Genomic DNA, 14,484 nt, shown 5'->3' on the forward strand with positions numbered 1-14,484 from the left:
CCTACAGGGTCAAGCCAGCGCTTGGCACATGCCGAGTGCCATGCAATCGACTTCGAACGGCCCGAGAAAATCCGCCGAGACTTTGACCGGTGGATTGCCGGCCATCAACCCCAGCGTATTCGCCCGTTCGATGTTGTGCGCAATGCTGTGATTGGCCTCTATGGCCCGTGCAAGTGCCCCCACCGAGCCTTGGCCGATACCCAATAATGAAGCGCCGTTGGTGAAAAACGCCAAACCGGCGACCACCCAAAGTCTGTAGCCTTTCATGCGCCGCCGACTCCCGCGAGTTCGGCCCGGTCGACCATCACGCTTTGCGAGCGGACTTCGAACTGGATGCCGGGGTGGTCGACTTGAATCGGTGCGTCGAAGCTGTGTTCCATCTGCGAAGCGATGCTGACGAACAACACCACGGCCAGGTACAGACCGATGGCCAGGTAGGCGCCGCGTTTGGCTGAATGAAGGATTGCGCTGGCCATGGTGTTCTCCCGTGGGCATGTTTCGATGCCCACAGAATCGATCAAAAAAGCCGTGGTAACCACTCAGGGTTTTCCATAGTAAACATCAGCTTCGTTGATTATTTAGCCAGTCTATTTGCGTGTTTTAAGAAACCTATCGTGCTGCGAAAAACACACGGGTAGGAGCCGCCGAAGGCTGCGATCTTTTGATTTTGCTTTTAAAAAACAAGATCAAAAGATCGCAGCCTTCGGCAGCTCCTACAGGGAGTTGTGCGCAATGGGCACTTCAGTGTTGGGCTTTGTGATCCAGGGCGGCGTAGAAGTTGGCGCTCTGTTGCAGGTATTTCTGGGTATAGCTCTGGGTGTGGGATTTTTTGCTGTTGATTTCAACGTTGGCACTGGCTGGCAGCACAACGGTGGCGGAGATGGCGGAAGCGGCGATAACGGAGAAGAGATTGAAGTTCATGGCGGTAACCCTCGTGTTCGGTTGGCTTGCTTGCCCGGTTGGGCTGTGAAGCAAACTTAACGCTCGAGGGTTGATCGCTTGAAATGCTTTGTAGCATTACCGGATATCAGCGCGATTAATACAAAGAGACAGGCCCCGTAAACCGGGGCCTGTGGCTTATTGTCGCACTAGAAACTTGAGGTCGCTCGGCGCGTCCATCGGCAGTTTCTGCACGGTTTTGCCGAGCAGACCGGTCTTGCCATCGCGCTCGACGACGACAATTTCGTTGCTCTTCTGGTTGGCGATCAGCAGGAATTTGCCACTCGGGTCGAGGCTGAACTCGCGCGGGTGATCGCCGTCCACCGAACGCTTTTGCAACTCTTTGAGCTGACCGGTAGCCGGATCAATTGCAAACACCACCAACTGATTGGCGGTACCACGGTTGCTGACGTAGAGGAACTTGCCATCGGCCGAGGCATGCAGCGCCGCACCGGCCTTATCCGACGTTGGCTGACCAGCGGCCAGATCGACCAGTTGCGTCTGGGTCAGCACGCCGTCGTGGTAGTCGAACACCGCGACCTGCGCGCTCATTTCCATGGTCAGCCAGGCGTGTTTGCCGTCAGCGCTGAACAGCAGATGACGCGGGCCGCTGCCGGCCGGCAAGGGCACTGCGGCGGTCATCGCCGGCGTCAGCGGCAAGTCCGGGTTGGCCTTTGGATCGAACAGGTAGACGAAGACCTTGTCCGCGCCCAGATCATTGGAGAACACGTAGCGGCCGTCAGGCGAAGAAACCGTCGAGTGCACGTGGTTGGAGGCCTGGCGCTCAGGATTGATCCGGCTCGCCGGGTGCGCGCTCATCTGCACGACGGGTTTGAGCTTGCCATCGGCACCGACCGGCAATACCGCCAGAGTTCCCCCCGGATCTTCCATCACCGAATAGTTGCTGACGAACAGATGGCTGGCGTCAGCGCTGAGGCTTGAATGGGTCGGCTCGTTGCCCAGGCTCTGCACTTGATTGATCAGGGTCAGCGCGTGGGTTTTCGGATCGATCGAGTAGCTGCTGACACGGCCGACCGGGTCTTTCTGGCCCGGGCCGTTTTCATTGACCACGAACAGCCGACGCTGGTCTTTGGACAGCGTCAGCCATGACGGGTTTTCGCTCTTGACCACCTGTAGCGGTTTGGCAGCGATCTGGCCGGTGGCACTGTCGAAGTTCATTCGATAGAGACCCTGGCTGGTGTTGGCGGTGTAGGAACCGACCAGTAGCTGGAAGCTCTCGGCGGATGCGCTGGAAAGCCCCATGGCACCGACGCTGCCGGCCATCAGCAGCGGCCACAATTTACGCATTTTCATTGATTGTCATCCTCGTCATCGCTGCTGCTGACTACGTCGCCATGACAAACCAAGCGGTGTTCGCCGATCGCTTTGGTCTCATTGAAATAGCCGACGATCAACCAGCTCTGCAAAGAGTCGTCGAAGGTTGCAGCGGCAACCTGAGCCGGGGTGAATTCCCAATACTTGACCGTTCGGCCGTCGATGCATTCGATGTGCAGGTTGTCGTCTTCATCGAGGAAAAATTCAAAGGCGTGCAAGCCGTCGATTTCGACCATATCGGATTGTTCGAGGAGGTCGAGAAGGGTTTGGGCAGTCATGGCAAACAGTCTTTCTAGGGGGGAAAGGGCCAATGATAGCTCATTGTCGTACGCGGCCCTTGTAGGAGTGAGCCTGCTCGCGATCGCGTTGTGTCATCCAACAGATATGTTGAATGTGAAACCGCTATCGCGAGCAGGCTCACTCCTACACGGGATTGGTGTGATGTCAGAGGGCGTCGCGCGAGGGCTTGCCGTCGACGAGGCGCTGGATGCGCAGCGGGTTGGCGTTTTTCAGCGGTTCCGGCAGCAAGCTGTCCGGGTAATTCTGGAAGCACACCGGGCGCAGGAAACGGTCGATGGCCAGCGTGCCTACCGAAGTGCCACGAGCATCCGACGTCGCCGGGTATGGCCCGCCGTGCACCATCGAATCGCACACCTCGACACCGGTCGGATAACCGTTGAGCAAGATCCGCCCGACTTTCTGCTCCAACAACGGCGTCAGCTCAGGGAAACGTTCGAAGTCCGCCTGCTCGCCAATGATCGTCGCGGTCAGTTGCCCGTGCAGGCCATACAGCGCAGCGCTGAGTTGCGCCTTGTCCGCCACTTCAACGATCACCGTGGTCGGGCCGAACACTTCTTCCTGCAGCACTTCATCGCCATCGATCAGCAGACTCGCATCGGCCTTGAACAACTGCGGCTGCGCCTGATTACCCTGCTGCGAATTGCCAGCCAAATGCTCGATGCCTGGATGTGCCAACAGCTTCTGCAAACCTTTGCCGTAGCTGCCGAGGGTGCCGGCGTTGAGCATGGTTTGCGCCGGTTGATCGCCGATCAAACCCGCAACCTGCTGCACGAACGCGCTGAACTCTGGCGAGCGGATGCCGATGACCAGGCCCGGATTGGTACAGAACTGACCGCAGCCCTGCACCACCGAAGCAGTCAGGTCGCGGGCAACCGTTTCCGAACGCTCGGCCAGGGCCTGAGGCAGGACGATCACCGGGTTGATGCTCGACATCTCGGCGAACACCGGGATCGGTTGCGGGCGTGCCGCGGCCATGTCGCACAGTGCACGTCCGCCCTTGAGCGAACCGGTGAAACCCACTGCCTGGATCGCCGGATGCTTGACCAGCCATTCGCCGACGCCACCGCCGTAGATCATGTTGAACACACCAGCGGGCATGGCGGTTTTTTCGGCGGCGCGAATCAACGCATCGGCGACCCGTTCCGCCGTGGCCATGTGGCCGCTGTGGGCCTTGAACACCACCGGGCAACCGGCAGCCAGCGCAGATGCGGTGTCGCCGCCAGCGGTGGAAAATGCCAGTGGAAAGTTGCTTGCGCCGAACACCGCGACAGGGCCGAGGCCGATGCGGTACTGACGCAGATCCGGACGCGGCAGCGGTTGACGATCCGGCAGCGGCAGATCAATCCGCGCACCGTAGAAATCACCACGTCGCAGCACCTTGGCGAACAGGCGCATCTGCCCGCTGGTGCGTCCGCGCTCGCCTTGAATGCGTCCGGCCGGCAACGCCGTTTCACGGCAGACCACGGCGACAAAGTCATCACCAAGGGCATCCAGCTCATCGGCGATCGCATCGAGAAACTGCGCGCGGCGTTCGGCGCTGAGGCTGCGGTACGCCGGGTACGCGGCAGCGGCGGCTTTAGCGGCGGCGTCGACCTCTTCAACCGTGGCCTGAATGAAATCGTGCGGCAATTGTTCGCCCGTCGTGGCGTCGACCGATTGCAGTTTGACGTCGCCGGCAGCGCTGCGCTGACCGCCAATGTAGTTGTGACCGAGAATCTGAGTCATGGGATCTCCTTAAAGGGTGCCGATGCTGTCCGGCTCAAAAGCGGCCGCGATCGGCACGATGCCGTTGACCAGCGGTGCGCCGAATTCGGCCTGGCTGATTTCGAACAGGTCGCCCGGTTGCGTGCGAATGCCATCGGCGAACGACAGGGTCGCGGTGCCGAAGAAGTGAATGTGCACGTCGCCCGGACGCAAGAACTGACGGTATTTGAAGTGGTGGTATTCGAGGTTGGCGAGGCTGTGGCACATGTTCGCCTCACCGCTGAGAAACTCGTTCTGCCAGAGCACTTCGCCGTCACGCAGAATTCGACTGGTGCCGGCAAGGTGTTGAGGCAGTTCACCGGTACGAAGTTCCGGACCATAGCTGCAGCTGCGCAATTTCGAATGCGCGAGGTACAGGTAATTCTTGCGCTCCATGACGTGGTCGGAGAACTCGTTGCCCACCGCGAACCCGAGGCGATAAGGCTTGCCGTCGTGGCCGATCACGTAGAGGCCGGCCATCTCCGGTTCTTCGCCGGCATCTTCGGCAAACGGTGGCACCGGGAAAGGTTGGCCCGGACGCACGACGATGCTGCCGTCGCCCTTGTAGAACCATTCCGGTTGCACACCGGCCTGCCCCGCCGCCGGTTTGCCGCCCTCCACGCCCCATTTGAAAATGCGCATGGTGTCGGTCATCGCCGCTTCGTCGCCAGCCTGCTGGTGCATTTTGTCCCGCGCCGAGGCGCTGCCCAGGTGAGTCAGACCGGTACCGCTGACCAGCATGTGGGCCGGGTCCGGATGGTCGAGTGGCGGCAGGATGCGCAGTTGCGCAAGCAGTTCGGCGTAGTCGTGGCTGATGCCGAGGCCGAGGTTTTGCACTTGCTGCTCAAGGGAGTGGCCGGCCTCGATGGCGGCCAGGGCCAGATCGCGCACGCTGCGCGCGTCTTGCACCTCGCGCACCAGACCGTTGTCGACCACGCCGACGCGGCGCTCGCCGTTGCTTAATTCGAATTGAACCAGATGCATGATTTTCTCCTGTGTTATTCGAAACACCGCAGATCCTTGTAGGAGTGAGCCTGCTCGCGATAGCGGTGTGTCAGCCAAAAAGTTGTCAACTGATAGACCGCTATCGCGAGCAGGCTCACTCCTACAGGGGACCGGTGTGGGTCTGTCAGGTGCGGGTAGCGCCACGGGCGCTGGCGGCAAATTGGTCAACCGGCAGGACGTGTTTACGTTCCAGCACGCGGTAGACAACGCCGGTCAGGATCAAACCGAACACCATCACGCCCGACAGGAAATACAGGCCGGACGCAAGATTCCCGGTGTACTCCTTCAACGCCCCAATCACAAACGGCCCGATGTACCCGCCCAGATTCCCCACCGAATTGATCAAGGCAATCCCCGCCGCCGCACTTGCGCCAGCAAAGAACCGTCCCGGCAACGTCCAGAACACCGCCGTGCAGGAAAACAGCGCAAACGCCACCAGACACAGCGCCGCCAGTTGTGCCACCGGCAACGACAGCCATGCGCTCAGGAACAGGCCAATCGCGCCCAGCACATACAGAACAGCCAGATGCCCGTAACGATCATTCAACCGGTCGGAACTGCGCGGGATGATCAGCAGGCCGATGATCCCGAAGATGTACGGCACCGACGACACGAAACCGGTGACCAAATCACTGCCGCCAAACTGTTTGATCAGCGTCGGTAACCATAGACCGAGGCCGTAAATGCTCAACGTCACCGGCAGATAGAACAGCGCCAGCAGCAACACGCGTTTGTCTTTCAGCGCATGCAGCGGGTTGCCGTGACGGGTCTGGCCGTACTCCTGCAGATCCTTTTTCAACTCGCCGGTCAGCCAGTCTTTCTCTGCCTGATCCATCCATTTCACTTGCTGCGGGCCGTCCGGCAACCAGCGCAGCACCGGCCAGGTCAGCAGGATCGCCGGGGTGCCGATGACGATGAACAGCCACTGCCAGCCGTGCAGGCCAAGGACGCCGTCCATGCCGAGCAAACCGCCGGACACGGGGCCGGTGATCATCATCGCGATCGGCTGGGAAAGAATGAACAACCCGAGGATCTTGCCGCGATGGCGCACCGGGAACCATTGGGTGATGTAGTAGAGAACGCCGGGAAAGAACCCCGCCTCGGCCGCGCCGAGCAGAAAGCGCATCACGTAGAAACTGTGCGGGCCCTGGACGAACGCCATGCCGATGGTGATCGCGCCCCAGGTAATCATGATTCGCGCAAACCAGCGCCGCGCACCGAAGCGTTCGAGCATCAGGTTGCTGGGAATTTCGAGGAGGAAGTAACCAATGAAGAACAGCCCGGCGCCGAGGCCGTAAGCCGCATCGCCGATGCCGATGTCGGCGCCCATGTGCAGCTTGGCGAAGCCGACGGCGGAGCGATCCACATAGGCGATCAGGTACAGCAGGATCAGGAAGGGAATCAGTTTCAGCGTAATGCGCCGTATCAGCCGCAGTTCCTGGCTCATGAGATCGGTCTCCGATTGTTGTTTTTATAGAACCTCGGGGGACGCCTCTCACGGAAAACCGTCAGGGCCATCCCTCCGTCGAAAACGACTATATAGTAATACTAATTCACCAACAACACTTCCAAACCTAGGATTTTGCGCTTAGATTAAGCCGTAGCTGGAACACTATAGTCATACAATAAGAGAATCGATCATGTCTGATAAGAAACCCACCCTGCGCTCCGCCCAATGGTTTGGCACGGCCGACAAGAACGGCTTCATGTACCGCAGCTGGATGAAGAATCAGGGCATCGCCGACCACCAGTTCCATGGCAAGCCGATCATCGGCATCTGCAATACCTGGTCGGAACTGACCCCGTGCAACGCGCACTTCCGCCAGATCGCGGAGCACGTCAAACGCGGGGTGATCGAGGCCGGTGGCTTTCCAGTAGAATTCCCGGTGTTCTCCAACGGCGAATCGAACCTGCGCCCGACCGCCATGCTCACCCGCAACCTGGCGAGCATGGACGTTGAGGAAGCGATTCGCGGCAACCCGATCGACGGCGTGGTGCTGCTGACCGGCTGCGACAAAACCACCCCGGCGCTGCTGATGGGCGCGGCCAGTTGCGACGTGCCGGCGATTGTTGTCACCGGCGGGCCGATGTTGAACGGCAAGCACAAGGGCAAGGACATCGGCTCCGGCACCGTGGTCTGGCAGCTCAGCGAGCAGGTCAAGGCTGGCACTATTACCATCGATGACTTCCTCGCAGCCGAGGGCGGCATGTCGCGTTCGGCGGGTACCTGCAACACCATGGGCACCGCGTCGACCATGGCCTGCATGGCTGAAGCACTCGGCACTTCGCTGCCGCACAACGCGGCGATTCCGGCGGTGGATGCGCGACGTTATGTGTTGGCGCACATGTCCGGCATGCGGGCGGTGGAGATGGTTCGCGAAGATCTGAAACTGTCGAAGATTCTGACCAAGGAAGCCTTCGAAAACGCTATCCGCGTGAACGCTGCTATCGGTGGTTCGACCAACGCGGTGATTCACTTGAAGGCCATTGCCGGGCGCATCGGTGTCGAACTGGATCTGGACGACTGGACGCGCATTGGTCGCGGCATGCCGACCATCGTTGACCTGCAACCGTCGGGGCGTTTCCTGATGGAAGAGTTCTATTACGCCGGTGGTTTGCCGGCGGTGTTGCGTCGTCTCGGTGAGGCCAATCTGATTCCCAACCCGAATGCGTTGACCGTCAACGGCAAGTCCATCGGCGAGAACACCAAGGACGCGCCGATCTATGGCGAAGACGAAGTGATCCGCACCCTCGACAATCCGATTCGCGCCGACGGCGGCATTTGTGTGTTGCGAGGCAATCTGGCGCCGCTCGGCGCTGTGCTCAAGCCATCCGCTGCGACGCCGGAACTGATGCAGCATCGCGGCCGTGCGGTGGTGTTCGAGAACTTCGACATGTACAAGGCGCGGATCAACGATCCGGAGCTGGATGTCGATAAAGATTCGATTCTGGTGATGAAGAACTGCGGGCCGAAGGGTTACCCGGGCATGGCCGAAGTCGGCAACATGGGTTTGCCGGCCAAGCTGTTGGCGCAGGGTGTGACGGACATGGTGCGCATTTCTGATGCGCGGATGAGCGGCACCGCTTATGGCACGGTGGTTTTGCACGTAGCGCCGGAAGCGGCGGCCGGCGGGCCTTTGGCGACGGTGAAGGAAGGTGACTGGATCGAGCTGGATTGCGCCACCGGGCGTTTGCACCTGGATATTTCGGACGCCGAACTGGCGGCGCGGATGGCGGATCTGCAGCCGCCGCAGCAGTTATTGGTGGGCGGATATCGTCAGCTGTACATCGACCATGTGCTGCAGGCGGATCAGGGCTGTGACTTTGACTTCCTGGTTGGTTGCCGAGGGGCTGAAGTGCCGCGCCACTCTCACTAACCCTACCGCCCCCCTGTAGGAGTGAGCCTGCTCGCGATAGCGGTGTGTCAGTTAGCAATTGTTCATCTGGCACACCGCTATCGCGAGCAGGCTCACTCCTACATTTGGCTTTGTGTACTCCCTCAAGATTGTCTGGTGCCTGCTATGATGCGCGGCATCTCCATCGCTCAGGATCGCGCCGCTCCCCATGGATTACCGCAAACCCTCCGACCGCAAAAGCATGCACTCGCGCATCGTCCAGGAACTGGGCATGCAGATCGTCTCCGGACGCTTCAAGCCCGACGACAAACTGCCCGCCGAAGCCTTGCTCTGCGAGGAGTACGCGGTCAGCCGGCCGGTGTTGCGTGAAGCGACGCGGGTGTTGGTCGCCAAGGGGTTGGTGTATTCGAAGCCACGCGTCGGCACGGTGGTCAAGGCCCGCCGCGAATGGCACATGCTCGACCCGGACGTGCTGCACTGGCTGATGCAAAGCAGTCCGCAGAATGAGTTTTTCAATGTGCTGACCAGTGTGCGCAGCATTATCGAACCGGCCGCCGCTGCCCTCGCCGCTCAACATGCGACCGAGGCTGATATTGCGGCGATTGGTGAGGCGTACCAGCGCATGGAAGCAGCGCCGACGCCGGAAGCGTTGTTGCAGCCGGATCTGGACTTCCATAGCCGGATTGCCGATGCGACGCACAATGATTTGCTGGCGAACCTGTGCAACATGTTGTCGGTGGCGATTGCCGAGGCGTTGAAGCATTCGAATCAGCGGCCGAATTTGCATGAGCTGGCGTTGCCGCGGCATAAGGCGATTTTGACGGCGATCGAGAATCGTGATGCCTTGGGGGCTCGGCATGCGACGTTGGTGCAGCTGGATGATGCGCGTAGTGCTTTGAGTGTTGTGCTGGGTACTGAATTGTCATAGGGCTTGAGATCGCCTGCCCTCACCCTAGCCCTCTCCCAGAGGTAGAGGGGACCGACCGGGGGATATTTAACAACTACGCCGACTTGAACGATTTGTAGTGAATCCACAATCGACTGGCAACTCACGTCGAACGAATTGCTGTGAATCCATAATCAACTTGTTATCTCGATCGAAAGATTTGTAGTGAATCCACAATCGACTCGGTATCTCAAGTCGAACGATCTGCTGTGAATCCATAATCGACTCGGTATCTCAGGTCGATGAATCAAGCCGCACACCTCGGTCAGTCCCCTCTCCCTCCGGGAGAGGGCTAGGGTGAGGGGCTCTTGATCTGATCTTGAGCCACAAAAAAAGCCGCAACCCTAAGGTTGCGGCTTCGTCGTTTCAGCCCTTCAGATCAATGGGCAAACAGCGAATTGCCCTTCTGCCCCGCGAGTTTCTCCGGCTTGATCAGGAACTTCGCCAGTGCCGGCAGCAGCCACAGTGCACCGAACATGTTCCACAGCAGCATGAAGGTCAGCATCAGGCCCATGTCAGCCTGGAACTTGATCGCCGAGAAGATCCACGTGCATACACCAATCGCCAGGCACAGACCAGTGAACAACACGGCCTTACCGGTAGATTTCAGCGTCTGGTAATAAGCTTCCTGCAACGGCAGCCCAGCACGCAGGAAACTTTCCAGTCGGCTGTAGATGTAGATGCCGTAGTCGACACCAATCCCCACACCCAGCGCCACCACCGGCAAGGTCGCAACCTTCACGCCGATGCCCATGAACGCCATCAGCGCGTTGCCGAGTACCGAGGTCAGCACCAGCGGCAGGACGATGCACAAGGTCGCCGCCCACGAACGGAAGGTGATCATGCACATCACTGCCACGCAGATGTACACCAGAATCAGGATGGTCAGCTCGGCCTGTTTGATGACTTCGTTGGTGGCCGCTTCGATCCCGGCGTTACCAGCGGCGAGGATGAACTCCAGACCGTCCTTGTTATTGTCCTTGGCGAACTCCTGCACCGCATGCACCGCCCGATCGAGGGTTTCGGCCTTGTGATCGTTGAGGAACACCAGCACCGGCGCCAGCGAGCAACTGTTGTTGTATAGACCGTCGGCGCGGGCAATCGAGTTGTTCAGCACGTCCGGGTTGCGCGACAGGGTTTCCCATTTCAGGTTGCCCTCGTTCATGCCCTTGATCATCTGCTTGGACACGGTCACCAGTGAGATCGCCGACTGCACGCCCTCGGTGTTCTGCATCTTCCACATCAGTTCGTCGATCGGCGCCATGGCTTCGTAGCGTGAGCAGCCTTCCGACTTGGTCTTGACCATCACCACCAGCACATCGGAACTGGTCGAGTAGTTGTTGATGATGAAGTTGTTGTCCTTGTTGTAGCGCGAATCCGGACGCAGTTCCGGTGCGCCCTGGTCGAGGTCGCCGATTTTCAGGTTCTGGCTGTACCAAAGGCCGCCACCGAAGGCGATCAGCGCCAGCAGCACCGATATGCGTGCGACTTTCGGGTTGGCGAAGTTCGACAGCAGGCGCCAGAACGGATGCTCGCGGTTCGCGTCTTTCTTGCTCCGGGCAATCGCCCGTTTGCTGATGCCGACATAGGAAATCGCCACCGGCAATAGGATCAGGTTGGTGAACACGATCACCGCCACGCCTATCGACGCGCCGATGGCCAGTTCACGGATCACGCCGATGTCGATGATCAGCAGGGTGATGAAACCCACTGCATCCGCGAGAATCGCGATCATCCCCGGCAGGAACAGTTGTCGGAAGGTGCGCCGCGCAGCGGTCAATGCGTTGTCGGCCTCGCTGGATTGCAGGGCGATACCGTTGATCTTCTGCACGCCGTGGGAAATGCCAATGGCGAAAATCAGAAACGGCACCAGCATCGAATACGGATCAAGCCCGAAACCGAAGAAGTGCATCAAGCCGAGCTGCCAGACCACCGCCACCAGCGTCGTACTCAACACCGCAATCGTGCTGCGTACGCAGTTGGTGAACCACAGCAGCAGGATCAGGGTGATGACGAAAGCGATGCCGAAGAACAGCACGACCATCACCAGACCGTCGATCAAATCGCCGACCTTTTTGGCGAAACCGACGATGTGGATCTTGACGTTGGGGTTCTGTGCTTCGAACTTGTTGCGGATCTTGTCTTCGAGTTCATGGGAGAACTTGCGATAGTCCAGCGCGAGCAACTTGCCCTGGTCTTCCGGGTCCGGGTAGGACTCCAGCAGCGGGATGTCGACGATGCTCGACTTGAAGTCGTTGGCCACCAGCCGCCCGACCTGACCGGACTTGAGCACGTTGTTACGCAGCAGATCGAGGCTGTCCTGCGAGCCGTTGTAGCTTTGCGGGATCACTTCACCGCCGGCAAAACCCTCTTCGGTCACTTCGGTCCAGCGCACGCTCGGACTCCACAGCGACTTCAGGCCGGAACGATCGACCCCGGAGATGTAGAACACCTCGTCGTTGATCTGGCGCAGGGTCTCCATGTACTCCTTGGAGAAGATGTCGCCGTCCTTGGCTTCCACCGAAATACGCACGGTGTTGCCCAGGTTCGCCAGATCGTTGCGGTGCTCCATCATCTTCTCGATGAACGGATGCTGGAGCGGGATCATTTTTTCGAAACTGGTGGAAGGCCGGATCAGCGTGGCCTGCCAGAACAGGAAAATGCTCACCACCAGACAGATCAGGATCACTGCCGGGCGGTTGTTGAAAATCAGGCGTTCAAGAAACGTCGCCTTGTCCTGCTGAGGAGTGATCAAGGAAGTCATAGCCCCGCCTTCTTATTATTGATCTCGGCACCGTTCGGCTGTGTGGTGTGAAGACCACCCTGCCCGCTCAGAATCAGGTTGCCGTCGCCGGCAGCGGTGACCGATGACAGCGAGATGCGGTCCGGACGGTTGAACACGCTGAAGGTCTCGCCGTTGTCGCTGCTGCTGATCACCGAACCGCCGTTCCCAACGATCACGATTGAGCCGTCCGGCAGCAAGGTTGCGCCAGACAGGCCGAACTCCAGCGCCCCGCGCGCGGCTTTCAGCTCGACCTGTTCCCAGTTGCTGCCGAAATCAGTGGAGCGATAAAGATTGCCGCGCAAGCCGTAAGCCAGCAGGGTTTGCGGTTGTGCCGTGCCGATCACGCCGAACAGCGAGCCTTCGTACGGGCCTTCGAGTTTTTCCCAGGTCTGGCCGTCATCGGCGGAGCGGAACATGCTGCCCGACTCGCCGACGATAAACAGCCCGGCGTCCTTCACCGCCGCGATGGCGTTGAGGTGGAACTGGTCTTCGTTGTCGAGGCGGTCGCTGACGTCTTCCCAGTTTTTACCGCCGTCGGTGGTTTCCAGCAGCGCGCCGTACGCGCCCACGGCGAGGCCGCTGTTGACGTCCTTGAACCAGACATCGAGCAGCGGCGATTCACGTTTGAGGTCTTCGAATTGTTTGCTCCAGGTCAGACCGCCGTCTGCGCTGGCGAGGATTTGCGCGTCGTGGCCGACCGCCCAGCCGTGCTTGTCGTCGACAAAGTACACCGCCGTCAGCAGTTGCCGGGTCGGCACCTTGGCCTGGGTCCAGGTTTTGCCCTGGTCATCGGAATAGAGAATGTGCCCGCGATCCCCGACCGCGACCAGACGCGTGCCAGCGTGGACGACATCAAGTATCAGGCTTTTCGTGGCTTTGGCGGATGCGGTGGCGTAGACCACGTCGGCTGGCGCCTCGGCGGCTATCACCGGAGCCGATAACGTGGCAAAGCCCAGCAGAGAGAGTGCTGTGGCCAGCAACGCGGTGTTGCGTAACGCCGGCGGGCGGCAACGACTCATAGACCTTCCCCTATTTATTATTGTTAGGCCATCTGGCCTTCAAGGGCGCCGCAAGTGTGCTCCGCTGATGGCTGCTCAGGAGCATAGTCCTGAAACCCGCAATCCAGAGCCACTTCGGAAGCTGGCTCATCCTATCGGGCTTTCGAAACGTCTGACAATCGGCGCCACGTTATCTTTTGTTAACCACATTGCCGACGGATTCCCCCTGTAGGAGTGAGCCTGCTCGCGATAGCGGTGTATCAGGTAAGAATTCATTGACTGACACACCGCTATCGCGAGCAGGCTCACTCCTACAGGAGGTTGGTGGGGGCTTTGGGATTTGAATACATGACCATTCGCCGGGGTGATACGGCAAAAGTTACCGAGGGGACTTGCACGATCGGTATTATGGTATACCATCAGACGCACAGACACTCTCAATCCCTCAACGGAGCAGCTCATGAGTTTCGAAATTCGCAAGATCGTCAGCTATGTCGAAGAAACCTTCATCGAAGGCGGCAAAGCCACTGACAAGCCGGTGACCATGGTCGGCCTCGCCGTGGTGATGAAAAACCCTTGGGTGGGCAACGGTTTCGTCGAAGACCTCAAGCCGCAGATCCGCGCCAACTGCTCCGACCTCGGTGCACTGATGGTCGAGCGTCTGGTCGGCATCATCGGCGGTGCCGAGAAGATCGAGGCCTACGGCAAAGCCGCTGTGGTCGGTGCCGATGGCGAGATCGAACACGCCTCCGCCGTGATCCACACCCTGCGCTTCGGCAACCACTACCGCGAAGCCGTCAACGCCAAGAGCTACCTGAGCTTCACCAACAAGCGCGGCGGCCCGGGCACTTCGATTCAGATCCCGATGATGCACAAGGACGACGAAGGTCAGCGTTCGCACTACATCACTCTGGAAATGCAGATCGAAGACGCGCCGCGTGCCGACGAAATCGTTGTCGTGCTGGGTTGCGCCGACGGTGGTCGCCTGCATCCGCGCATCGGCAACCGCTACATCGATTTGGAAGAACTGGCCGCCGAAAAAGCCCAGTAATCACAATAAAAAGGCACTGCAGGAGC

Annotated in this window: 13 protein-coding genes; 3 read left to right on the forward strand and 10 right to left on the reverse strand. The window is 59.6% G+C overall.

Annotated elements, in window-relative coordinates; translation table 11 throughout:
- Positions 1–9: 9 nt before the first annotated feature.
- The 8 genes from KBP52_RS05530 to KBP52_RS05565 form a co-directional block, all read right to left on the reverse strand.
- Entirely contained in the window at positions 10–267 is a 258-nt protein-coding gene (locus KBP52_RS05530) for a hypothetical protein (protein ID WP_123593797.1), read from the reverse strand.
- The gene (locus tag KBP52_RS05535) at positions 264–476 is read right to left on the reverse strand and encodes a hypothetical protein (RefSeq protein ID WP_212622297.1); all 213 of its coding nucleotides are present in this window, start codon (positions 474–476) and stop codon (positions 264–266) included. Before KBP52_RS05535 ends, KBP52_RS05530 begins: the two co-directional genes overlap by 4 nt.
- Positions 477–741: 265 nt before the next feature.
- Entirely contained in the window at positions 742–921 is a 180-nt protein-coding gene (locus tag KBP52_RS05540; protein ID WP_007917967.1) for a hypothetical protein, read from the reverse strand.
- Between the two features lie 156 nt (positions 922–1,077).
- A complete protein-coding gene (locus tag KBP52_RS05545; protein ID WP_077573245.1) occupies positions 1,078–2,253 on the reverse strand; it encodes a lactonase family protein in 1,176 nt (391 codons plus the stop codon).
- On the reverse strand, positions 2,250–2,552 hold the full coding sequence (locus tag KBP52_RS05550) for a DUF5629 family protein (protein ID WP_212622298.1): 303 nt from the start codon (positions 2,550–2,552) through the stop codon (positions 2,250–2,252). Before KBP52_RS05550 ends, KBP52_RS05545 begins: the two co-directional genes overlap by 4 nt.
- 166 nt (positions 2,553–2,718) lie before the next feature.
- Positions 2,719–4,299, reverse strand: a complete 1,581-nt coding sequence (locus KBP52_RS05555) for an aldehyde dehydrogenase (NADP(+)) (RefSeq protein ID WP_212622299.1) — start codon at positions 4,297–4,299, stop codon at positions 2,719–2,721.
- Positions 4,300–4,308: 9 nt separating this feature from the next.
- Positions 4,309–5,301 (reverse strand): AraD1 family protein, encoded by a 993-nt coding sequence (araD1, locus tag KBP52_RS05560; protein ID WP_212622300.1) that lies wholly within the window; start codon positions 5,299–5,301, stop codon positions 4,309–4,311.
- 145 nt (positions 5,302–5,446) lie between these two features.
- Positions 5,447–6,769, reverse strand: coding sequence for an MFS transporter (locus KBP52_RS05565; RefSeq protein WP_077573249.1), 1,323 nt, complete (start codon positions 6,767–6,769; stop codon positions 5,447–5,449).
- Positions 6,770–6,962: 193 nt separating this feature from the next.
- On the opposite strand from KBP52_RS05565, the gene KBP52_RS05570 reads away from it, so the two are divergent.
- On the forward strand, positions 6,963–8,699 hold the full coding sequence (locus KBP52_RS05570; RefSeq protein WP_077573250.1) for an IlvD/Edd family dehydratase: 1,737 nt from the start codon (positions 6,963–6,965) through the stop codon (positions 8,697–8,699).
- Between the two features lie 187 nt (positions 8,700–8,886).
- On the forward strand, positions 8,887–9,606 hold the full coding sequence (locus KBP52_RS05575) for a FadR/GntR family transcriptional regulator (protein WP_095122912.1): 720 nt from the start codon (positions 8,887–8,889) through the stop codon (positions 9,604–9,606).
- Positions 9,607–10,003: 397 nt separating this feature from the next.
- On the opposite strand, the gene KBP52_RS05580 is transcribed toward KBP52_RS05575, so the two are convergent.
- Together KBP52_RS05580 and KBP52_RS05585 are read right to left on the reverse strand one after the other, a co-directional pair.
- The gene (locus KBP52_RS05580; protein ID WP_150751944.1) at positions 10,004–12,388 is read right to left on the reverse strand and encodes an RND family transporter; all 2,385 of its coding nucleotides are present in this window, start codon (positions 12,386–12,388) and stop codon (positions 10,004–10,006) included.
- On the reverse strand, positions 12,385–13,428 hold the full coding sequence (locus KBP52_RS05585; RefSeq protein ID WP_212622301.1) for a YCF48-related protein: 1,044 nt from the start codon (positions 13,426–13,428) through the stop codon (positions 12,385–12,387). Before KBP52_RS05585 ends, KBP52_RS05580 begins: the two co-directional genes overlap by 4 nt.
- Positions 13,429–13,867: 439 nt before the next feature.
- Here KBP52_RS05585 and KBP52_RS05590 point away from each other — a divergent pair, with 439 nt between their 5' ends.
- Positions 13,868–14,458 (forward strand): amino acid synthesis family protein, encoded by a 591-nt coding sequence (locus KBP52_RS05590; protein WP_007917992.1) that lies wholly within the window; start codon positions 13,868–13,870, stop codon positions 14,456–14,458.
- Positions 14,459–14,484 lie beyond the last annotated feature (26 nt).

It is taken from the genome of Pseudomonas sp. SCA2728.1_7, from assembly GCF_018138145.1.
Classification (GTDB): domain Bacteria; phylum Pseudomonadota; class Gammaproteobacteria; order Pseudomonadales; family Pseudomonadaceae; genus Aquipseudomonas; species Aquipseudomonas koreensis_A.